The organism is Janthinobacterium sp. GW821-FHT03A03, from assembly GCF_059421435.1.
Genome location: NZ_JBWKUZ010000003.1, coordinates 150072 through 171774, shown reverse-complemented (window position 1 = coordinate 171774; position 21703 = coordinate 150072). Strand labels below are relative to the sequence as shown.

The window sequence follows — 21703 nt, the reverse complement described above, 5'->3', positions numbered from 1 at the left end:
GGTAGTTGCCTGGGCGTTTTTTTTCGTCTGTTGCCTGCGCTTACTCTTTAGGTTCGCACTGGTTGCGCCATTGCTCGCACGACGCCTCGACGCCCTGGTGGCACATGCTGAGAATGTAGTCGCAGTTTTCCGACGGAATCCACGCGCGCACGGCGGCGCTGCTGGAGAACGAGGCGGCGATGCCGACGGCGGCGGCAAAGACAAACAGGGCTTTTTTGATGGAAGTCATTTTTCTCGCTTTCAGAATTGGACAACGGTAGGGTGTCGTATCAAAAGGCCGCCAGGGCAGGCATGGTGAACCGGCCAGGCGCAGAAAAATATTAGCACTAAAGCCAGTCGATTGTTGCTACAAAGAAAAATATTTTCACTAACGCAAGATGCGCAGCCGGCGCCGGTAGAAGCGCCACAGCAGGCGCAAGTCGCGCAGCACGGGCACGCCGGACAGCAGGGACAGCACGCCGGCAAGAATGATGGTGGCGGCGGGAAAGCCGATATGCTTGAAAGCCAGCGCGCCGCTGACGCCGCCGATGAAGAAGCAGCTGATCAAGAGGCAGTGCGTCCTCAGCTTGCCCCGGTTGACCTTCACCACGCGGTCCGGCAATTGCCTGCGGTTGTAATACGCCATCTTGCCCAGTTCGATGCCGATGTCGGTCGACAGGCCCGTGACGTGGGTGGTGCGGATGACGGCGCCGGAAATCTTGGTGATGATGGCGTTTTGCAAACCCATCACAAAGCATAGCAGCAAGATGGTGACGGGACCCAGCACGTCCGGCATGGCGGCCAGGTAGTTGCCCGCCAGGCCGAACAGCAATAACAGGGCCGCTTCCAGCAGCAGGCTGGCGGCGAACTGGCTGTGCAGGCGCCGCCGCTTGCCCCAGTTCACCATGATGGCCGTGACGGCCGCGCCGCTGACGAAGGCCAGCCAGGCGCCCAGCGCGGCCAGCGCCACGGTCACGTTGCCCAGTGCCAGGTCGTCGGCCATGCCCGAGACGATGCCCGTCATGTGCGAGGTATAGCCGCCGATGGCGAGAAAACCGCCCGCGTTGACGGCGCCGGCCACCAGCGCCAGCACGCAGCCCAGCTGCAGGTTGGCTTGCGTATCGCGCGCCGATCCGCTCAGGCGGGACAGGTAGTGGAGCGGCATGCGGGTGCGGTTTCCTCTTGCCGTGGCTTATTTATAGATGCCGGAACCGACGATCATATTGTCGACCCGTTCGATGTAGCCGGATTTTTGTTCGACCACCTTGGTCAGCGGATTGGGCCACTTGAAGTCTACCCAGCCGCGTCCGGCCGGCGTGCTGGCCGTGGCGATCAGCGACTTGATGACGGCCTTGCCTTCATTGTCCTTCAGGTCGATCAGGTTCTTGCCGACCATCTTGGGATTGTTGCCGTGCGCCAGGGTGACGCCGTTCATGTCGTACACATAAATGTACAGGTCGCGGTCATGGAAGCTGGTGTTGGCGGGATCGGCAATGGCGGCAAAGGCTTTTTCCTTGCCATCGGCCTTGATCATGGCCACGGCGCGCTTGGTCATGGCGATGGCTTCGTCCGCGCTGCCTCTGGGGGCGGCCCATGCCGCTGCCGGCATGGCGCAGATGATGAAACTGGCAACGAGGGCATTGATGCCCGTTTTTACACTAGTCTTCATACGCTGTCTCCTGGGATGATAGGCAACCCCGGCGCGGCCTGTTCTACGGCACTACTTGGAAGTGGAGTTGCCTGTACGTATCATACGCCGCCGCCGGGCTTATGCAATCGTTGCGGGAAAGATCGTGTGCCACAGGCGCATCACATTGTCCGCATGCGCACGCACGCGCTCCGGCGCCACCCGGGCCAGGTCCTGGCCCTGCAGGCGCAATTGATGCTGGAGCTTGCGCAAGGCGCGGTAGGCATCGGCGACCAGGGCCGCCAGTTGCGCGTCGATCAGCCCCAGTTCGCCGCATAGGCGCAGCAGGGCGATATTGCCCGAGTTGGCCGTCAGCTGCGGATATTGCGCCGCATGCTGCAGCACCAGGTATTGCACCATGAATTCGATGTCGATCATGCCGCCCGGATCTTGTTTCAGATCAAAGCTGTCGGGGCGGGGCGGATGGGCGTCGAGCATCTTCTTGCGCATGGCCACGACTTCACCCTTGAGCGGGCCGTTTTCCGGTCTTTCCTTGCGCAAGATCGTGTCGCGGATGCGCTCGAAGTGCTTGCCGATGCTGACGTCGCCCGCGCAGAAGCGCGCGCGCGTGAGCGCCTGGTGTTCCCATACCCAGGCCGCGCTGCCCTGGTAGCGCTCGAACGCCTGTACGCTGGAAACGAGCATGCCCGAGGCGCCGTCGGGGCGCAGGGCGATGTCGATGTCGAACAGGATGCCGGCCGAGGTGTGCGAGGTCATCCAGGTAATGAAACGCTGCGCCAGCTTGGCATACAGGCCCGGCGCGTCCTGATCGTCGTCGTCGAACAGGAAGATGACGTCCAGGTCGGAGACATAGCCGAGTTCCTTGCCGCCCAGCTTGCCATACGCGATGACGGCGAATTTCGGCACGTCGCGGTGGCGTGTCGGCAACGTTTGCCAGACGGCTTGCACGGTGGCGGCGACGATGATGTCGGCCAGTTGCGACAGGTAGTCGGCCAGTTTTTCCACGCTGAGGTCGCCCGCCAGGTCTTGCGCCAGGCACTGGAACAGTTGCGCGTGGTGCATTTCGCGCAGGATATCCATCTGCCGCTCCGTGTCGCCGGGCGCGTCGTCGAGCTGGCGCTGCAGGTCCAGCGCCAGCGCGGCCGGATCGGGCACCGTGTTGCGGATGCGCTCGTCTAACAGTTCGTCGAGCAGGATAGGGTGCTGCGTGAGGAAGGTGGCGGCCCAGCCGCTGGCGCACACCATGCGCACGACGCGTTCCAGCGTGTGTGGATATTCTGTCAATAATGACAGATAGGCCGAGCGCCGCGCGATGGCTTCCAGGAAATCGAGCAGGCGTCCCAGCGTGGCCAGCTGGCTGGCCTTGCCTGAGGTGACGGAGCAGTCGGCGATCAGGGGCAGGGCGGAATTGACGAGGGCCACCAGGCGCGTGCGGCTTGCCTCGGGCAGCGATTGCAGGCGCGGCGCCTGCCACGTGGCCAGCAAGCGCCGCGCGCAGGCGGCCGGCTCGTCAAAGCCCAGCGCGGCAAAGCGGGCTTCGATGGCTTCCTGCTGGTCCGAGGCGGCGCAGTCGTTCGAGGTTTGCGGGTCGATGCCCGTGTCGGCCGGCGGCGCGCCGTTGCTCTTGTCGCTGAACATTTCGTCGAATTGAGCGGCGACAAACACGCGGTGCGCTTCCAGCCGGGCCAGCAGGGTGGCCGTGTCGGGCAAGCCCATCATCTGCGCCACGGTCAGGCGGTCGGCGTCGCTGGCGGGCAGGGTGTGGGTTTGCGCATCATCAAGATACTGCAGCCGATGTTCCAGGTTGCGCAGGAAAGTGTATGAATTGAGCAACTGTTCCACGATGGCCCCTTCCAGCAAGCCCTTGTCCGCCACCGTGCGCAGGGTGGCGCGCGTGGAACGGTCGCGCAGCTCGGCGTCGCGCCCGCCGCGTATCAATTGAAACACTTGCGCGAGAAATTCGATTTCGCGGATGCCGCCGCGGCCCAGCTTGACGTTGTTGCTGCGGTCCGGGTGCAGCCGCTCCTGGCGGTTGACCTCGGCGCGGATCTGGCCGTGCATGGTGCGGATGGCGTCGATGACGCCGAAATCGAGGTAGCGGCGGAAGACGAAAGGGCGCACGATGGCGTCGAGCGCGGCGATGTCCTCGGGCTTGCCCGTCACGGCGCGCGCCTTGACCCAGGCGTAGCGCTCCCATTCGCGGCCCTGCACGATCAGGTATTGCTCGACCATGCCCAGGCTGGCGGCCAGCGGCCCCGAGTTGCCGTTCGGCCGCAAAGCCATGTCGACGCGGAAAGTAAAACCGTCCTGCGTGATCTCGGCCAGGGCAGCGATCAGCTTCTTGCCCATGCGAATGAAAAATTCATGGTTGGACAGGCTGCGCTGACCCGGCTCGCTCACGCGCGTGTCGCCGTCTTCCGGGTAGACGAAGATCAGGTCGATGTCGGACGAGACGTTGAGCTCGCCGCCGCCTTGCTTGCCCATCGCCAACACCATCAATGCCTGTTCCTGGCCCGATTCCTCGCCGACAGGCACGCCGTGCAGGGCCACCATCTCGGCCATGATGGCGTCCACATGCGTGCGGATGGCGAAATCGGCGAAGCCCGTCATGGCCGTGACGACTTCGTTCAAGTCCGCCTGGCCTGCCAGATCGCGCGCGATCAGGCCGCAGACGAGCAGGTTGCGCAGGCGGCGCATGGCCCGTTCCGCGGGCAGCGGCGGCGTGGCGGCGTGCGCCTGGGCGGCCAACTCGGCGGCAAAGTCGAGCCCGTCCAGCGGCGCGCGCACCAGTTGCGCTACCTGCGCGGCGCGCTCGGGGGCGGCGTCCAGCCAGCGCTGGTAGAAACGGGAGGCGGAAATCAAAGGCGTTTGGCTCATGGTGTCGGTCAGTGTCTCGTGGATGCTGCGTGCATGGTTCTTGTTTAACTTGGATGCGAACGGCGGGGGATGCGGTAAAATTGTGCTGCAGGCGATAATGCTGCCTGGCAGTTTGCGCGACCTCCCGGACGATGGTAAGGGAGGCTTTGTTCAGACGCAAGCGCAAGGATGCAGGCGCGCACGATTCGGACGCGCCGCTACCCCACGAATTCAGACGATTTTTGCCATTATTTGGTGCCGGGCCAGTTTATTAGCGTATTGATGCAAAAACCGCCAGAAGCAAGCGTGACAGAACATGTGCCATTGGCTCTGCGCTGGCAGCGGCTGCGTGCCGCCTATCGCCTGGCCAACCTGGCCACCCACCACGTGCTGGGCTTTGCCATCAAAGGCGTGCTGCTCGCGTATTTCGTCTTCGCCGTCCTGTTCCTGTTCCTGCGCTACGCCATCCTGCCGAATATCGATTACTACAAGGGCGATATCGAACGGGCGGCCAGCCGCGCGCTGGGCAATCCCGTCAGTATCGCGCGCATTTACGCCTCCTGGCACGGCGTGCGGCCGAATCTGTTCCTCGGCGACGTGACCCTGCGCGACCAGGCGGGCCGCCAGGCGCTGAGCCTGCCGAGCGTGTCGGCCACCGTGTCGTGGTGGAGCGTGCTCGGTTCCGTGCGTTTCGAATCGCTGGAAATCACGCGGCCCGACCTCGATGTGCGGCGCAGCAAGGATGGCAAGCTGTACGTGGCCGGCGTGCTGGTCGACAACACGCAAGGCAGCGATGGCAAGGGCGCCGACTGGCTGCTGTCGCAGCACGACATCGTCATCCGCGACGGCAAGGTGCGCTGGACGGACGAGGCGCGCGGCACACCCGAGCTTGCTTTGACACAGGTCAACCTCCTGCTGCGCAATCGCTGGCGCAGCCACCGCCTGGGTTTGCAGGCGACGCCGCCGGCCAGCCTGGCCGCGCCCATCGATGTGCGCGCTCACTTCATGCATCCGCCTTTCAGCACGCGCATCTCGGACGTGTCGATGTGGCGGGGCGAGCTGTATGCGGACCTGAAAAACGCCGACCTGGCCGCCTGGCGCAGCTATCTCGACTATCCATTTGAATTGAGCCAGGGCAAGGGCGCCCTGCGTGCCTGGCTGAGCCTGGATCATGCGCGCCTGGCCGGCTTCACGGCCGACGTGAGCCTGACCGATGTGCAGGCGCAGCTGGGTGCACATATCGCCCCGCTCGACCTGCTGACGGCCAGCGGGCGTATTTCCGCGAAAGAAGACCTGTCGGTGGAGGTGCCGTCCGGCAAGCCGACGTTTGGCGCGAACGGCCATCAGGTGGCGTTGACGAATTTCGCGCTGGAAACACGCGATGGCCTCAGCCTGCCGCCGACGACGCTGTCCGAACGCTATGTCGCCGCCACCAGGCGCAAGCCGGCGCAGACGGAAGTCACGGCCCAGTCCCTCGATTTGCAGACCCTGGCCGCACTGGCCGACAAATTGCCCTTGGGCGCGCAGCAGCGCCAGCGCCTCGACGCCCTGGCGCCGCGCGGCCGCCTGCAGGATTTTTCCGCGCAATGGGAGGGAGACATGGCGACGCCCGCCAGCTACCGCCTGCGCGGCAAGCTCATCGAACTGGGTCTCGATGCCCAGCCGGCGCGCCTGGCCGTGGCGAAGACGGCGACCAGCCCCGCGCAGGCCGCCGCCCCCGCCATCCCCGGTTTCGACCACTTGAGCGGCAGCATCGACGCCAGCGACAAGGGCGGCAGCATCCATATCGATGCGCAGGACCTGGTGCTGCAGTTCCCTTCCTACCTGAGCGAACCGGCCTTGCCATTCGAGCAATTCGCGATGCAGGCGCGCTGGACCTTCGAAGCGGACAATATGCTGCAGGTCGCGCTGGACAAGCTTGATTTCAATCAACAGGGCTTGCGCGTGGCCTTGCACGGCACGCACCGCATGCCGCTCGACGGCAAGAACCTGGGGCAGGTGGACTTGACGGGGTCCATCGACAATTTTGAAATCAACACCATCGGCCGCTACCTGCCCGTGCAGACGCCCGAGCACCTGCGCCACTGGCTGACGGGCGCGCTGGAAGGCGGCGTGGCGCGCGACGCCAGCCTGCGCTTGCGGGGCGAACTCGAACATTTTCCGTTCAAGGCCGATACTCCGGCCCAGCGCAGCCGCGGCGAATTCCGCGTGGCCGGCAAGCTCGAGAATGGCAAGCTGAACTACGCTCCCGGCGAATTCGCGGAAAACGGGCCGCAGGCGGGCAAGGCGCCGCTGTGGCCGCAGGCGGAAAAGATCAAGGGCAGCTTCGTCTTCGAGCGGGCGCGCATGGAAATCCGCGGCGACACGGCCACCACGGGCGGCGTGGCATTGACGAATGTCAAAGCCGTGATCCCCGACCTGACCGTCTTCGACACCCTGCTCGATATCGAGGGCAGCGCTGCCGGCCCCATGCAGGAATTCCTCAAGTACGTGACGGCCAGCCCCGTGCTGGGCTGGATCGAGCATTTCACCGATGAAACGACAGCCACGGGCAACGCCAGGCTGGCGCTGAAATTGCATTTGCCCATCGAGCGCATGCTGGAAGCGACCGTGCAGGGCAGCCTGCAACTGGCGGGCAACGACGTGGTGCTGTTCCACGACATGCCGCCCGTGCTGGGCACGCAGGGCAAGATCGAGTTCAATGAAAAGGGCGTCAACCTGAATGGCTTGAATGGCAGCCTGCTGGGCGGGCCGCTGGCCATTTCGGGCGGCAGCCAGCCCGACAATTCCATCCAGGTGAAAATCGCCGGCAACATGACCGTCGACGGCTTGCGCAAGACGTATCCGGCGCCCGTGCTGCAGCGCCTGGCGAAACATTTGAGCGGCGGCGCCCGCTACAACGGCCTGATCACGGCGCGCGACCACCAGGTGGTCGTCAATGTGGAGTCGCCGTTGACGGGGCTGGGCCTGGATTTCCCCGCCCCCCTGAAAAAACCGGCGGCCGACAGCCTGCCCGTGAAATTTACCCTGACGGGCAACGCGGCCAATGGCGCGGGCCTGCGCACGGACGATATCCGCATCGCGCTCGGTGCCGGCATCGCCGCCCGCTACCAGCGCCAGAAGCAGGGCAAGGACGCGTGGCGCCTGGTGCGCGGCGGCATCGGCGTGAACGCGCCGGCGCCCGAGCCCGACAGCGGCATGATGCTCAACGTGAATATGAAGACGCTGGACGTGGACAGCTGGATCGCTGCCGGCAGCGAAATCGCCGGCAGCGGCGCGGCGTCCGCCGACGGCGGCGCCGACGAGGCGCCCGATATTGCGCAATACGTGGTGCCGGACATGATGGCGGCCCGTGCCAGCGAACTGATGCTGGGTGAGCGCAAGCTGGAAAACGTGGTCGTGGGCGCCACCCACCAGAAGGATGTGTGGCAAGCCAATATTGATGCGAAACAAGTGTCGGGCTATGTGACATGGCTGGAAACGCCGTCCGGCCTGGGCAAGATGACGGCCAGACTGTCATCGCTGATCATTCCGGAATCGGCCGCCAATGACGTGAAAAATCTGCTCGAAGGCAAGAGCGGCGCCCAGTCCATCCCTTCGCTCGATATCGTCGCCGAGCAGTTCGAGCTGTTCAACAAGAAGATCGGCCGGCTGGAGTTGCAGGCCTATAACACCATGGCGGCCGCCGGGCGCGAGTGGCGCGTGGGCAAGCTGCAATTATCGAACGCCGACGGCGCCCTGAGCGGCAGCGGCAAATGGGTCATCAAGGATGGGCAAAGCACGACCAGCCTGCGATTCGGCCTCGACATCGTCGACGCGGGCAAGTTGCTGGACCGCTTCGGCTTTGCCGATACGGTGCGTCGCGGCAAGGGCCGCCTGAGCGGCGATATCGCCTGGAATGGCTTGCCGTATTCGCTGGACATCCCCACCTTGTCGGGACAGATCGAAATGAACGTGGAGTCGGGCCAGTTCCTCAAGCAGGATCCGGGCGCGGCCAAGCTGCTGGGCGTGCTGAGCCTGCAAGCCTTGCCCCGCTTGCTGAAACTCGATTTCCACGACGTGTTTTCGGAAGGCCTGGCCTTCGACGGCATCACGGCCAATGCCAGCATCAAGCGCGGCGTGGTAACTACCGATAACCTGAAAATGCACGGCGTGGCGGCCACCGTGCTGATGGATGGCACGGCCGATATCGCCAATGAAACGACGAATCTGCATGTGGTGGTGATCCCCGAATTCAACCTGGGCACGGGACCCCTCGTGTATGCACTGGCCGTCAACCCCGTCATCGGCCTGGGCAGCTTCCTGGCGCAGCTGTTCCTGCGCGCGCCCGTGATGAAGGCGCTCACTTACCACATGCGGATCGCGGGGCCGTGGAAGGCGCCCGTGGTGACCAAGCTCGATGGTGGTAAATTGGAGCCTGTCGCCATGCCTGCAGCGGCGGCGAGCGATGCCGTGGCGAAATAAGTGCCATTCGGCAAGGTCGAATGTACAAGAGGTGAAATGATGCATACAGTTGCAGCAATACAAATGATTTCCTCGCCTTCCGTGGCGGACAACCTGGCCACGGCGCAGCGCCTGGTGGCGCAGGCGGCCGCCGGCGGGGCCGAACTGGTTGTGTTGCCCGAATACTGGGCCATCATGGGCAGGCAGGAAACGGACAAGCTGGCCCACGCGGAACAGCCCGGAAGCGGCCCCATCCAGGATGGCATGGCGCGGATGGCGCGCCAGCACGGCATCTGGCTGATCGGCGGCACCTTGCCCCTGAGCTCTGACCAGGAAGGCAAAGTGCTCAACACCACGCTCGTGTACGACCCGCAAGGCCAGCCGGCCGGCCGCTACGACAAGATCCACCTGTTCGGCTTTACGCGCGGCGCCGAATCCTACAATGAATCGCGCACCATCGTGGCGGGTGCGCAAGTGCGCGCCATCGAGACGCCGTTCGGCCGCGTCGGCCTGTCCGTCTGCTACGACTTGCGCTTCCCGGAACTGTACCGCGCCATGGGCGATTGCGCATTGATCGTCGTGCCGGCCGCGTTTACCCACACGACGGGCAGCGCCCACTGGGAAGTGCTGCTGCGCGCGCGCGCCATCGAAAACCAGTGCTATGTGCTGGCCTCGGCGCAGGGCGGCCTGCATCCGAACGGCCGCCGCACCTGGGGCCACAGCATGCTGATCGACCCCTGGGGCGAAGTGAAGGCCGTGCTGCCCGAAGGCGAGGGCGTGGTCAGCGGCGGGATCGACCTGGTGTTTTTGGCCGGCGTGCGCGAATCGCTGCCAGCGCTAAGCCATCGGACGATGTAAATTGAATGTTGAGAAAAGATAGCCATGATTCCATTTGAACCCAATCTGTCCAGCCTGGCCGTGGCGCGCGACATCCTGCTCACGCCGTTCGGCCTGGACGAAGACAAGCTGTTGAAAGCGCTGGGCACGATGTTTACGCACAAGGTCGATTATGCCGATCTGTACTTCCAGTCGACCAGGAGCGAAGGCTGGAGCCTGGAAGAGGGCATCGTCAAGACCGGCAGTTTTTCCATCGACCAGGGCGTAGGCGTGCGCGCCGTGTCCGGCGACAAGACGGCCTTTGCCTATTCCGACGATATTTCAGAGCGGGCCCTGCTGGAAGCGGCGGCCGCCACGCGCAGCATCGCGCGCATGGGCGCCGGCAAGGTCAAGGTGGCGGGCCGGACGCTTGCGCAGGGCGGGCGCTCGCTGTACCTGCCCGATGACCCGCTCGCCTCGCTGGACGCCACGGCCAAGGTGCAATTGCTCGAACGCGTGGAAAAGATGGCCCGCGCGAAAGATCCGCGCGTGGTGCAGGTGATGGCGGGCCTGGCCGGCGAATACGACGTGGTGCTGGTGCTGCGCAGCGACGGCGTGCTGGCGGCCGACATCCGTCCGCTGGTGCGCGTGTCGGTGACGGTCATCGCCGAGCAGAACGGCCGCCGCGAAACGGGCTCGGCCGGCGGCGGCGGGCGTTTCAGCTATGACTATTTCAGCGATGCCGTGCTGGAACAATATGCGGCGGACGCCGTCAATTCGGCGCTGGTCAACCTGGAAGCGCGCCCGGCGCCGGCCGGCCCCATGACCATCGTGCTGGGGCCGGGCTGGCCCGGCATCCTGCTGCATGAAGCCATCGGCCACGGCCTGGAGGGCGATTTCAACCGCAAGGGCTCGTCCGCGTTTTCGGGGCGCATCGGCGAGCGCGTGGCCGCCAGGGGCGTCACCGTGGTCGACGACGGCACCCTGGCGGGCCGCCGCGGCTCGCTGAATATCGATGACGAGGGCAACCCCACGCAGTGCACGACCCTGATCGAGGACGGTATTCTCAAGGGTTACATCCAGGACACCATGAATGCGCGCCTGATGAAGATGCCCGTGACGGGCAATGCGCGCCGCGAATCGTTCGCCCACCTGCCCATGCCGCGCATGACGAACACGTATATGCTGGGCGGCGACAGGGATCCGGGTGAAATTCTTGCTTCCGTGAAAAATGGCTTGTATGCCGTCAACTTCGGCGGCGGCCAGGTCGACATTACCAACGGCAAGTTCGTCTTCTCGGCCAGCGAGGCGTACATGATCGAAAATGGCAGGCTCAGTTACCCGGTGAAGGGCGCGACCCTGATCGGCAATGGCCCGGACGTGCTCAACCGCGTCTCCATGATCGGCAACGACATGCGCCTCGATTCGGGCGTGGGCGTGTGCGGCAAGGAGGGACAAAGCGTGCCCGTGGGCGTGGGGCAGCCGACCTTGCGCCTTGATGGCATCACGGTCGGCGGCACGGCCTGATTTTTTGGGCACTGTGAGGCCAACGCGATTGTCGGATGACGCCCTCAGGGCTCATCCGACCTACTTTTTTCTAAGATGGCGCTCGCGTAGGTCGGGTTAGCGCAAAGCGCGTAACCCGACACCACCAGCATGCCAAGACCAGCGGCCGTGCCGACAAAGCTGCTGGATTTCTCAGAATTTGTATTTCACCCCCGCACTGATGAAGCGCCCCGCCGCGCCCGCGTAATCGAGCGGGTTATAGCCCGTCGCACCATACGTGAGCGGGTCGAGCGGGGCGATCTTGTCGAACAGATTTTGCACTGTAGCAAATACTTCCAGCTTGGGCGTGGCCAGCCAGCGGGCCGTCAGGTCCATCGAGGTGAACGAAGCGATGCGGCAGCCACGCGGCGCGTCCGTGCCGTCGGCAAAGTGCGTGGCGCAGCCGTCCGGGTCATGCTTGAACAGCACGTTGTCGAGGTGGGCGCGGTAATTGACGTTGAGCGACACGCGCCAGTTCTGGCGCTCCCAGGTGGCGCCCAGGTTGATGCGGTCGGCCGGCGTGCCCATGCAGTTTGATACATCGCAATTGCCATGCGTGCCGGAAAAATCGCGCTGCGTGCCATCCTGTTCCGTGCGCAGCCATTTGTACAAATGCGTCCACTTCAGGTCGAACACCAGGTTGCCGTAGTCGCTGCCCAGGTTGAAGCGCTGGCGGGCGTCGACGTCGAGGCCGCGCACCGTCGTTTGCGCGGAATTCACATAGCTGGCCAGCACGGCCGTGATGGCGCCCGGATCGCCGGGGATGGCGGTGGCCGTCGACGGGTCGCGCGCCACGCTGCCGGCAGCAATGGCCGCGTCCGTTTGCTCCTGGTTGATTTCATTCTTGCGACGGATTTGCCACAGATCAAGGGAAATGCTGGTGCGCGGCAGCGGGTCCCACACGGCGCCCACGGAATAGCTGCGCGAGCGCTCGGGCGAGAGGCGCGGATTGGGCGAGGTGATGACGGCGATCGGCGCGGGATCGCAGGCCGCTTCCACGCCCAGCGCACAGCGCAGGGGATCGCTGGCGGTGGAAAATGCGGCCAGGCCGCCGACGCCGTTTTCCGCCGCGCTGGGGGCGCGGAAACCCTTGGCGAAGGTGCCGCGCAGGGCCAGTTCGCGCACGGGCGTCCATTTCACGCCCACTTTCGGCGTGTAGGAGTTGCCCACGTCGGTGAAATGGTCGGCGCGCAGGGCGCCCGACAGTTCCAGGGTCTTCAGCACGGGCGCCAGCACTTCCGCATAAATGGCCGAGGCGTCGCGGCTGCCCTTGTAGGCCGAGTAGCCGAGGCCGATGATATTGCCCCGCTCCGTGCCCGTGGTGGGCTTGAGTTCCGTCGCTTCGTGGCGCAGTTCGACGCCCACGGCCACGCCCAGTGCGCCGCCCTCGAGCTTGCCCATTTCGCGGTTGGCCTTGAAGTCGATCTGCGCAATGTGCGTCCTGGCGTCGTTGGAGATGCGCGGCGACAGGGCCGCGTACAGGGCCGCTGAATTGAGGCTGGCGTTTTCCGCGATGCGCCACAGGCTGCCGGCGGGCAGGGCGGCATAGGCGGGATTTGCGCTGGCGGCCGCCACATTGGCGGCGGTGGGGTTGAGCAGGGCGAAGACCACGTCGCGCTGCAGGTAGCCGTCGAGCTTGTTCGAAACCTTGTTTTGCGAGTACAGCAGCGCGCTGTCGATATCCCAGCCCGCCACGGTGCCCTTGATGCCGGCGACAAAACGCGTGAAGGTGGAATCGACCTCGGACAGGCGCGGCCCCACATCGGCCGCCAGGTAGCGCAGCCGCGCCGCCGTGCCGAAATACGGGTTGTCCGGATGCTCGGCGCCCAGCGCCACGCCGGCGTTGCTGACGGGACCGCCAGGGAAACCCACCGAGCCGCTGACGGTCGATGGCGTGGTGGCCGAGTTCGATTCACTGTGATACAGATTCAGCTCGGCGTACGTCTGCAGGGCCGGCGTCAGCTGCCACGCGCCGCGGCCAAAGAAGTTGATGTTTTTTTGCTTGGGCTGGATCTGGCCGTATTGCTGCGCTGCATCGGTCAGGCAGCCGCCGCCCGGGTCGCCTTGCGGATGGCTGGTGAAGTTGCCGCAGGCGGCGCCGGGAAAGGTGCGCGTAAAACCCACGCCGGCCAGGTTGCCACGGTTGTAGTAGTCGAGCGTGTCGGGGTTGCGCACGTTGCCGTTGACGGCGCTGCCGGCCGCGTTGTTGGTGGTGATGGCGCCGGCGCCGCTCAGGGACTCCTGCGCGCTGAAACCCAGGTCGCGCAAGTCGCTGCGGCCGACGGCGCCCCGTCCGGCCCGGTCGCGGTTCCAGATGGCGGCCTTTTCGCTGTATTCGAGGTTCAGCAGCACGTTGTAGCGGTCGCTGTCGATGTTGCCGAAGCCATGCGTGATGGCCGCGCGCGCGTCGCGCCCGTCCCAGTCCTTGGTCTTGCCGTAGTTGCCCTTGATGGCCGTGCCCTGGTAGTCGCGCCGCAGGATCACGTTGACCACGCCGGCGATGGCGTCCGAGCCGTAGATGGCCGAGGCGCCATCCTTGAGGATTTCCACCCGTTCCACCGCTTCCAGGGGAATGATGTTCAGGTCGGCGAACACCTTCTGGCCGTCGTCGGCCAGGCCGTACGGCGCCACGCGGCGGCCATTGAGCAGCACCAGGGTCGAGGCCGTGCCCAAGCCGCGCAGCGACACGCCGGAAGCACCGGCGGCAAAGCCGTTGCCGAAGGTGGTGGGGACGGAGCCCTGGTTGTCGACGGCCAGGGTCTGCAGCAGTTCGGCCACGCTGGACTTGCCCGATTTTTCAATGTCGGCCGCGTTCAGGGTTTGCACGGCCGATGCCGTTTCCGCCTGCGCGCGGCGGATGTTGGAGCCGGTGATTTCCACGCGGGCAATCGGGGCGGCGTCCTGCGCCAGCACGGGCAGGCTCAGCAGTGCGCCCGCCAGGGCCAGGCCCAGGCGTGGCGGCGCAAAGGCGGCGGGGTGTAAGGAAGGTCTAGGGGTCATGTTGTTCTCCGGAAAGGTCAAGCACACAAAGGTCGTCGATGCACTCTTGAGTCTTGTCCGTCCGGTCTGCCCGGGATTAGATCTTGATCAGTAGTGTGTCGCTTGCCGCCGCCGCAAAGGGGCTTGCGTGGCGCGTGCGCCACGACGGACACAGCGCTGGCGCACGCTTGCGGGATAAACGGCGCGCAACTTTTTATGCTTTTTCCCCCACTTTGCAGTGTAAAACGGCAGCGGCATGCGGCTTTGCCGACAAATATGCTTGCCAACCCTTGCAATTTAGGTTTATAGTCGTTCATCACTTACGGATGAATCGCATGTTCGCTCGCCACTTTTTTACCGCGTATTTTTACTTTAGCAATTCCAACCCAAAGGCGGTGGAGTAGCGGTCGGTTCACGTAGCAGCAAAACGAGATCCCAGCAAATTCTGAAAAACCGCCACTGATGGCGGTTTTTTTTTACCCAGATGTTTTACCCTTCCTTAAATTTTGGAGAAAATGATGCCCCGCACAGATGATTTGCGTATTCGCGAAATGAAGGAATTGACTCCGCCGTCCCACCTGATCCGCGAATTTGCCTGCTCGGAGCAAGCCGAACAGACCGCCGCCAGCGCCCGTATCGCCCTGCATCGCATCCTGCACGGCCAGGATGACCGCCTGATGGTGGTGATCGGGCCTTGCTCGATCCACGACACCAAGGCGGCCATGGAATATGCGCGCCTGCTGGTCAAGGAACGCGCGCGTTTTGCGGGCGAACTGGAAATCGTCATGCGCGTCTACTTCGAGAAGCCGCGCACCACGGTGGGCTGGAAGGGCCTGATCAACGATCCGTACATGGACAACAGCTTCCGCATCAACGACGGCTTGCGCATGGCGCGCGAACTGTTGCGCGATATCAATGAGCTGGGCTTGCCGGCCGGCACCGAGTTCCTCGACGTGATCAGCCCGCAATACATCGCCGACCTGATCAGCTGGGGCGCCATCGGCGCGCGCACGACGGAATCGCAGGTGCACCGCGAGCTGGCATCGGGACTGTCGTGCCCGGTCGGCTTCAAGAATGGCACGGATGGCAATGTCAAAATTGCCGTGGAAGCCATCAAGGCCGCTTCGCAGCCGCACCATTTCCTCTCCGTCACGAAGGGCGGCCACTCGGCCATCGTGTCGACCAACGGCAACGAGGATTGCCATATCATCTTGCGCGGCGGCAAAACGCCGAACTATGACGCGGCCAGCGTGGACGAGGCCTGCAAGGCCATCGCGGCGCAGGGCCTGGCGGCGCGCCTGATGATCGACGCCTCGCACGCGAACAGCTCGAAAAAACCGGAAAACCAGATCCCCGTGTGCGCCGACATCGCCAGCCAGGTGGCGGGCGGCGATGGCCGCATCGTTGGCGTGATGGTGGAGTCGCACCTGGTGGCAGGGCGCCAGGATTTGATCCCGGGCAAGGAATTGATCTATGGCCAATCCGTCACGGACGGCTGCATCGACTGGAGCGCCAGCGTGGCCGTGCTGGAAAACCTGGCGGCGGCCGTGAAGCAGCGCCGCTTGCAGGGCGACGCGGAATAGGGTGGCGCGCAGCATGAAAAAAAGCCCGGAAAGCTAAGCTTTCCGGGCTTTTCAGTTTTCAGCGCCTATCGGGCTTAGAACTTGTACGTGGCGCGCACGTAGAAAGTACGGCCCAGCGGATCGGCGTAGCGCGGATCGTAGCCAGACTGGAAGGTGCCGATCTGGTTACTGAACGGTGGATCTTCGTTCAGCAGGTTTTTCACGCCCACGGTGACTTCGGTGTTCTTGAAGCCCGAGTACGCGCCCGACAGCGACCATACCGAGTAAGCCTTGACGCTTTGCTCGAATTGCGGATCGACATAGTTCTGGTCGCGGTAGCCGCTCATGTACTTGTTCGACAGCGTGGCGTTCCATTTGTCCAGATTCCATTGCAGCGATGCATTATGTCTCCAGCGGAATACTGGTGCCTTGTCGCCATACACGCCCACGTTTTGCAAGAATTCGCCGCCGCGTTCGTTCTGGTACTCATACTTCTGCACCCAGGTGCCATCGAAGTTGAACGTGAAGTTGCCATACTGGCTGCGTGGCAATTTCCAGTTCAGGCCCAGGTCGATGCCCGAGGTGTGCATTTCGCCCAGGTTGCCCAGGGTGGCGAGCACGTAATCGAGCTTGCCGTCAGCGGTGTAGATGAAGTTGCTTTGATACTTGGCATAGTTGTCGAACAGGGTCTGTTCGGCCACGGTGCCGATCTTGTCGCGCAGCTTGATCTGGAAGTAATCGAGCGAGACGGTCAGCGATTTGGTTGGCTCGATGACGATACCGGCGCTGAAGGTTTTCGATTTTTCCGGGCCGACGTCCGGATTGCCGCCCGAACGGATGTATTGCTGCGCGCCGCAGGCCACGTTGCTGTTGGCGCCAGGAATTGGTACGCCGCCTGGGCACAGGCGTGGATCGTCGTACTTGTTGGCCGTGAAGGTCTTGGTTTGCGGACCATGCAGATCATACAGCGTTGGCGCGCGGAAACCTGTGTTGTAGGAGCTGCGCAGCAGCACCTGGCTCGTTGGCTGCCAGCGTACGCCGACTTTCGGGTTGAAGCTGCCGCCGACGTCGTTGTAGTGGTCATAACGGGCTGCCAGCGACAGTTCCAGGTCTTTCACGACAGGAATGCTCAGTTCCGAGAAGATGGCGGAGATGTTGCGGCTGCCCGACTGGTTCTGCGCTTCGGCGTAGCCGGAGCTCGATGCCTGGCCGGCCAGGTCGCGGTTCACGTTGTATTCCGCCTTGTCGTTGCGGAATTCCGTACCGACGGCGAAACCGACGGCGCCAGCCGGCAAGTTGAACAGCTCGCGGCTGATCTTCGCGTCGACCGCGGTACTGGTCATCTTCGCGCTCAGGTACTCGCCTTTCAGGACGGAATCCTTCAGGTATGCCGCGCCGGCGGTGCTCTGTTCGCCGAACGGGTTCAGGATGCCATTGCCAATGCCGTCGATGATGCGCTGGTCATTCAGGTAGCCGCCCGTGAAGGCGCTGGTGGCCTTGCTGACGGAGTAGCTCAGGCCGACGTTGTAGTCCCATGCGCCCAGAACGCCTTCGGAAGCCAGTACCAGGCGGTCCGAGGTGCTGGTGTCGAAGCCGCTGCGCTGGCCCGACGCCACTGGACGCCAGCTGATGTCCAGCGGCTCGCCCGACAGGCCTGCCACGGCCGGCACGCCGCCGCTGCCGCCTGGGTAGTAAGGCGAGCTCGACGACATGAGGATGCCGATGTTCGACATCGGCGGCGGCGAGATGCGTGCTTCGTTGGTGCTGCGCGAGTGCAGGTATTCGATGGTGGCCAGGTGATCCTGGTTCAGCTTGAAGCTGGCTTTGCCCAGGAAGGATTCCTGCTGGGTTTTCGGAATGGCCTGGATGAATGGCGTGACATCCATGGCGCACGTGCTCTTGCCCGAGGTATTCTTGTACAGGTTCTCGCCCACGCAACCGCCGGCGAAGGCCGGGTTGCCGATCAGGCCATTGCCCGTATCGTAGAAGTTGGCCGGGAAGGTGGTGCCGCTCAGGTTATCCACGCCCTTGCTCGGGATGTAGCCGCTCTTCGAGAAGGAACGGTCGGCCGTGCTCAGCGCCGACTGGCGATGCACGTCGACAACGCCGAAGACGTTGAAGCCATCTTTGTTCAGGTCGCCATAGCCGCCGGACAGGTTCAGGCGCGACTCGTCGCCGCCGCCCGCTTTCTGTGGCTCGTAATGTTCGACCGTGACGGAACCGCCTTTGACGGAACGCTTGGTGATGAAGTTGATCACGCCGCCGATGGCGTCCGTGCCGTAGATCGCGGAGGCGCCGTCACGCAGCACTTCGACACGTTCCAGGGCAGAAATTGGGATGATGTTCAGGTCGACGGACGAACCGTTGAACGGGTGGCTGGCGATACGGCGGCCGTTCAGCAGGACCAGGGTCTTGTCGCCGCCGATGCCGCGCAGGTCGGCGACGGACTGGCCGCCCGTTCCCGAACCGACCGATTGCGAGCTGCTTTGCGAGCTCTGATTCATGGAAATGGTGGACAGGACTTCCTGCGCCGTCGTCAAGCCTTGCTTGGCGAAATCGTCAGCCTTGATCGAGGTGATCGGCAGCGCTGTCTCCGATGCCAGGCGCTTGATGCTCGAACCCGTGACTTCCACGCGCTGCATGGTGCCATCTGTTGTTTCTTGTGCGTACGCGGCGTGCATGCCCAGGGCCAAACTGCCAGCAAACATCAGGCGCAGCGACCGCGATATTACATTTTCTATCATCATCTGAAATTCCTTGTTATTGTGATAAAGGCGGCAATTATTTTGAAATAACTTGTTGCTTACCAACAATTTATTTGCCTTTTTGAAAATCCACCAATGAAAATTCTGTAAATTTTCCGGGCCCTCATCAAAACATTCATGATTCAGATTGTCAATTTCGTGCAGACTTTTTGGACGAAATGCAACATATTGCTATTTTTTTTGCATTGCTTCAGGAATAAAATATCGTGGACCCTTGTCAGCCGTGCTCAGATGCGTAAAATAAAACGGCGCACATCATCGCTGATGGCGCCGCTCTTCTGTTGCTGGCACGCTGTTGCCAGCGCTGCCTGTTTTATCTAGTGATCTGAAAACCCCCCTTAAAACGTATAGCTGCCGCGCAAGTACCAGGCGCGCCCGACCGGGTCCGTGTAGCGTGGGTCATAGCCTTTCTGGAACAAGGTGCCCTGGTTCGAGAACGGCGGTTCCTTGTCCAGCAGGTTCTTCACGCCGGCCGTCAGCAGCAGGCCCTTCCATGCGTAGCTGCCCGACACATTGAGCAGGCTGTATGACGGCACATCGTGCTTGTATTGGTCAGCAACATTGTTCTGGTCCGTATAGCCGGACTTGAACGATTGCGACACGGTGGCGCCCCAGTTGCCCATGCGCCAGTTCAGCGCGGCCGTATGCTTCCAGCGGAACACGGGATTGTTGTCCGCATAGCGGCCCACGTTGGCGATGAACGGGCCGTCGCGCTCGTTCTGGTAGTCGTACTTGTGGGTCCAGGTGCCGTCCGCCGACACGCTGAAGTCGCCGTAGGCGCCGCGTCCCAGGCGGGCATTCAGGCTGACGTCGATGCCGTCCGTCTTCACTTCGCCGATGTTGTCGTTCATGTCGAGAATGGCGAATGGCGAACCGTCGGGATTGCGCAGGAACAAGGCCTTGTATTTCTCGTAGTTGCCGTAGATCGATTGTTCGGGCAGGGAAGAAATCTTGTCCTTCAAATGGATGTTCCAGTAGTCGATGGCGACGGTGACTTCCTTGACCGGTTCGAGCACCACGCCCACGGCAAACGTGGTGGATTTTTCCGGTTTCAGCTTCTCGTTGCCGCCTTGCAGCTTGAACTGCTGCAGGTCGCAGTCGCGCAGGGGATTGGCGCCCGGCTGGGGCACGCCGCCCGGGCACAGGATGGGGTCGTTGTAGGTATCGTTGGTATCATTCTTCGATGGCGGCGCGTTCTTTTCAAACAGGGTCGGGGCGCGGAAGCCCGTGCTGGCCGAGCCGCGCAGCACCAGCGCGCTGCTGGCCTGGTAGCGCAGGGCCAGCTTCGGATTGGTGGTGCTGCCCACGTCGCTGTAATGGTCGAAGCGGGCCGCCAGCTGCACTTCCAGGTCCTTGATCAGCGGCAAGTTGACTTCGCCGAAGACGGCCTGGATCGTGCGCCCGCCGCTCTTCGAGAGCGAACCGGACAGGCCGGAACTGGCAGCCTGGCCGGCGATGTCGCGGTTCACGTTGAAGTCGGCCTTTTCGCGCCGTACTTCGCCGCCCACGGCGATGGCCAGCGGGCCGCCGGCCAGCTGCGTCAGGTCGCGGCTGCCCTTGACGTCGAAACCCGTGGTGGTGACCCTGGCGTTCTGGACTTCGCCGCGCAGCGCCGTGCTGGCCAGGTAGGTCTTGCCGGCCGCATCCTGCTCGCCAAACGGGTTCAGGACGCCGTTGAGCACGCCGGCGGCAAACGAGGCGTCCTGCACGTAACCGTTGGTAAATTTTTCCGACGATTTGCTGATGGCATGACTCAGCCCAGTCTTGTAATCCCAGCCCGCCAGCTCCCCCTCCAGCGCCAGCACCTGGCGGTCGGCCTTGCCGTCGGAATCGATCTGTCGCTGGCCCGCCTCCACGGGGCGCCAGTTGACGCTCAGGGGCTGCCCCGACAGCCCCGGCTGGGCCGGCACGCCGCCCGCATTGCCCGGATAGTATTTGCTGGTATTGGGCAAGATCAATCCCGTTTGCGGCGGCGGCGCCGTGCGTGCCTTGACCTTGTTTTCCGAATGCAGGTATTCCACGGTGGCCAGGTGGCCGCCGCCCAGTTTGAAAGCGCCCTTGCCGAAGAAGGCGACTTGCTCCTGCGCCGGCAAGTCGTCGATCTGCCGCGTGTAGTCCTGGCGGCAGGTGCCGTTCGCCGGCACGGCCGGCACCGACAGCGGCGGCAGGCAGCCGCTGGCCGCATACGGATTGCCGGCCAGGCCCTTGCCGCCGTTGGCTGCCGCATCAAAATAGTTGCCAGGGAAGGTAGTGCCGCTGGTAATGGACAGGCCGCGCGAGGGGATGATGCCGGTTGCCGAGAAGTCGCGGTCTTGCGAAGTCAGCATATTTTGCTTGTGGTAGTCGAGCACGCCGAACAGATTGTAGCCATCCGCGTCGAGCTTGCCGAAGCCCGTCGACAGGTTGAGGCGGTGCTCGCCCGCGCCCTTGTGCTGGGGAGCGATGACTTCGGCCGTGATGTTCGTGACGTTGACGGAGCGCTTGGTGATGAAGTTGATGACGCCGCCGATGGCGTCCGTGCCGTAGATGGCCGAGGCGCCGTCGCGCAGCACTTCGACGCGCTCCAGGGCGGCGATGGGGATGATGTTCAGGTCGACGCTGGCGCCGTCATACGGGTGGTTGGCGATGCGCCGGCCATTGAGCAGCACCAGGGTCTTGTCACCGCCCAGGCCGCGCAGGTCGGCGCTGGCCTGGCCGCCCGTGGGCAAGCCGCTGGTGTTGCCGCCGACGGCATTGCCGCTGCCCATGCTGGAGGCATTCGCGGGTATCTTGCTGAGTACTTCCTGGGCCGTCGTCAGGCCCTGTTTGGCAAAATCTTCGGCCTTGAAGACGGACAGCGGCGTGGCCGTTTCCGACACGAGGCGCTTGATGGAGGAACCGGTGACTTCGACCCGCTGCATGGCGGGCGGCGCGCCGGCGGCGCCGGTATCCTGCGCCATGGCCGCATGGCCATACGCGCCGAGCAGGGCTGCGCACAGCAGGCGCAAGGTAGGGGAGGGACTGCGGGTGTGCGTCATCTGACACTCCTGTGGCGTGGTCACGGCCAAATGGCCTGCAAGGGAGTTTTACAGGCGGGCGGGAGGTCAGGTTTGCGCTGGCGCAATAGACGT

At 63.6% G+C, this 21703-nt stretch carries 11 protein-coding genes; 4 read left to right on the top strand and 7 right to left on the bottom strand.

The annotated features are described in order from the left end of the window. Positions 1-40 precede the first annotated feature (40 nt). The 4 genes from AC07VI_RS10305 to glnE all read right to left on the bottom strand — a co-directional run bounded on the left by AC07VI_RS10305 (position 41) and on the right by glnE (position 4504). On the bottom strand, positions 41-229 hold the full coding sequence (locus tag AC07VI_RS10305; RefSeq protein ID WP_086146839.1) for a hypothetical protein: 189 nt from the start codon (positions 227-229) through the stop codon (positions 41-43). A gap of 138 nt (positions 230-367) precedes the next feature. Further along, positions 368-1144 carry a YoaK family protein gene (locus tag AC07VI_RS10300; protein WP_086146838.1) on the bottom strand — a complete coding sequence of 259 codons (777 nt, stop codon included), beginning with the start codon at positions 1142-1144 and terminating at the stop codon, positions 368-370. A 27-nt stretch (positions 1145-1171) separates the two neighbouring features. Beyond that, positions 1172-1648 (bottom strand): cache domain-containing protein, encoded by a 477-nt coding sequence (locus AC07VI_RS10295; RefSeq protein ID WP_086146837.1) that lies wholly within the window; start codon positions 1646-1648, stop codon positions 1172-1174. 99 nt (positions 1649-1747) lie between these two features. Next, on the bottom strand, positions 1748-4504 hold the full coding sequence (gene glnE / locus AC07VI_RS10290) for a bifunctional [glutamate--ammonia ligase]-adenylyl-L-tyrosine phosphorylase/[glutamate--ammonia-ligase] adenylyltransferase (protein WP_086146836.1): 2757 nt from the start codon (positions 4502-4504) through the stop codon (positions 1748-1750). A gap of 285 nt (positions 4505-4789) precedes the next feature. Here glnE and AC07VI_RS10285 point away from each other — a divergent pair, with 285 nt between their 5' ends. Genes AC07VI_RS10285 through tldD form a run of 3 tightly spaced genes read left to right on the top strand, consistent with a single transcriptional unit; the run spans position 4790 to position 11269 of the window. Beyond that, positions 4790-8947 carry a YhdP family protein gene (locus AC07VI_RS10285; protein ID WP_492992719.1) on the top strand — a complete coding sequence of 1386 codons (4158 nt, stop codon included), beginning with the start codon at positions 4790-4792 and terminating at the stop codon, positions 8945-8947. A 36-nt stretch (positions 8948-8983) separates the two neighbouring features. Beyond that, positions 8984-9784, top strand: coding sequence for a carbon-nitrogen hydrolase family protein (locus AC07VI_RS10280; RefSeq protein ID WP_086146835.1), 801 nt, complete (start codon positions 8984-8986; stop codon positions 9782-9784). 24 nt (positions 9785-9808) lie between these two features. Next, on the top strand, positions 9809-11269 hold the full coding sequence (gene tldD, locus AC07VI_RS10275) for a metalloprotease TldD (RefSeq protein ID WP_086146834.1): 1461 nt from the start codon (positions 9809-9811) through the stop codon (positions 11267-11269). A 171-nt stretch (positions 11270-11440) separates the two neighbouring features. Here tldD and AC07VI_RS10270 read toward each other — a convergent pair whose 3' ends face one another. Beyond that, positions 11441-14287, bottom strand: a complete 2847-nt coding sequence (locus AC07VI_RS10270) for a TonB-dependent receptor (RefSeq protein WP_492992722.1) — start codon at positions 14285-14287, stop codon at positions 11441-11443. A gap of 497 nt (positions 14288-14784) precedes the next feature. Between AC07VI_RS10270 and aroG the strand changes: the two genes are divergently transcribed. Further along, complete coding sequence (gene aroG / locus AC07VI_RS10265; RefSeq protein WP_086146852.1) at positions 14785-15849, top strand: 3-deoxy-7-phosphoheptulonate synthase AroG; 1065 nt, start codon at positions 14785-14787, stop codon at positions 15847-15849. A 74-nt stretch (positions 15850-15923) separates the two neighbouring features. On the opposite strand, the gene AC07VI_RS10260 is transcribed toward aroG, so the two are convergent. Continuing rightward, complete coding sequence (locus AC07VI_RS10260) at positions 15924-18575, bottom strand: TonB-dependent receptor (RefSeq protein WP_492992724.1); 2652 nt, start codon at positions 18573-18575, stop codon at positions 15924-15926. A gap of 356 nt (positions 18576-18931) precedes the next feature. Then, positions 18932-21610 (bottom strand): TonB-dependent receptor, encoded by a 2679-nt coding sequence (locus AC07VI_RS10255; RefSeq protein WP_492992726.1) that lies wholly within the window; start codon positions 21608-21610, stop codon positions 18932-18934. Positions 21611-21703: the final 93 nt, after the last annotated feature.

What these genes read in the sequence shown, in the direction of transcription:
- AC07VI_RS10280 (WP_086146835.1), top strand. Translation starts at nt 8,984, where the DNA reads ATGATGCATACAGTTGCAGCAATACAAATGATTTCCTCGCCTTCCGTG.
- glnE (WP_086146836.1), bottom strand. Translation starts at nt 4,504, where the DNA reads ATGAGCCAAACGCCTTTGATTTCCGCCTCCCGTTTCTACCAGCGCTGG.
- AC07VI_RS10305 (WP_086146839.1), bottom strand. Translation starts at nt 229, where the DNA reads ATGACTTCCATCAAAAAAGCCCTGTTTGTCTTTGCCGCCGCCGTCGGC.
- AC07VI_RS10295 (WP_086146837.1), bottom strand. Translation starts at nt 1,648, where the DNA reads ATGAAGACTAGTGTAAAAACGGGCATCAATGCCCTCGTTGCCAGTTTC.
- AC07VI_RS10260 (WP_492992724.1), bottom strand. Translation starts at nt 18,575, where the DNA reads ATGATGATAGAAAATGTAATATCGCGGTCGCTGCGCCTGATGTTTGCT.
- aroG (WP_086146852.1), top strand. Translation starts at nt 14,785, where the DNA reads ATGCCCCGCACAGATGATTTGCGTATTCGCGAAATGAAGGAATTGACT.
- AC07VI_RS10300 (WP_086146838.1), bottom strand. Translation starts at nt 1,144, where the DNA reads ATGCCGCTCCACTACCTGTCCCGCCTGAGCGGATCGGCGCGCGATACG.
- AC07VI_RS10255 (WP_492992726.1), bottom strand. Translation starts at nt 21,610, where the DNA reads ATGACGCACACCCGCAGTCCCTCCCCTACCTTGCGCCTGCTGTGCGCA.
- tldD (WP_086146834.1), top strand. Translation starts at nt 9,809, where the DNA reads ATGATTCCATTTGAACCCAATCTGTCCAGCCTGGCCGTGGCGCGCGAC.
- AC07VI_RS10270 (WP_492992722.1), bottom strand. Translation starts at nt 14,287, where the DNA reads ATGACCCCTAGACCTTCCTTACACCCCGCCGCCTTTGCGCCGCCACGC.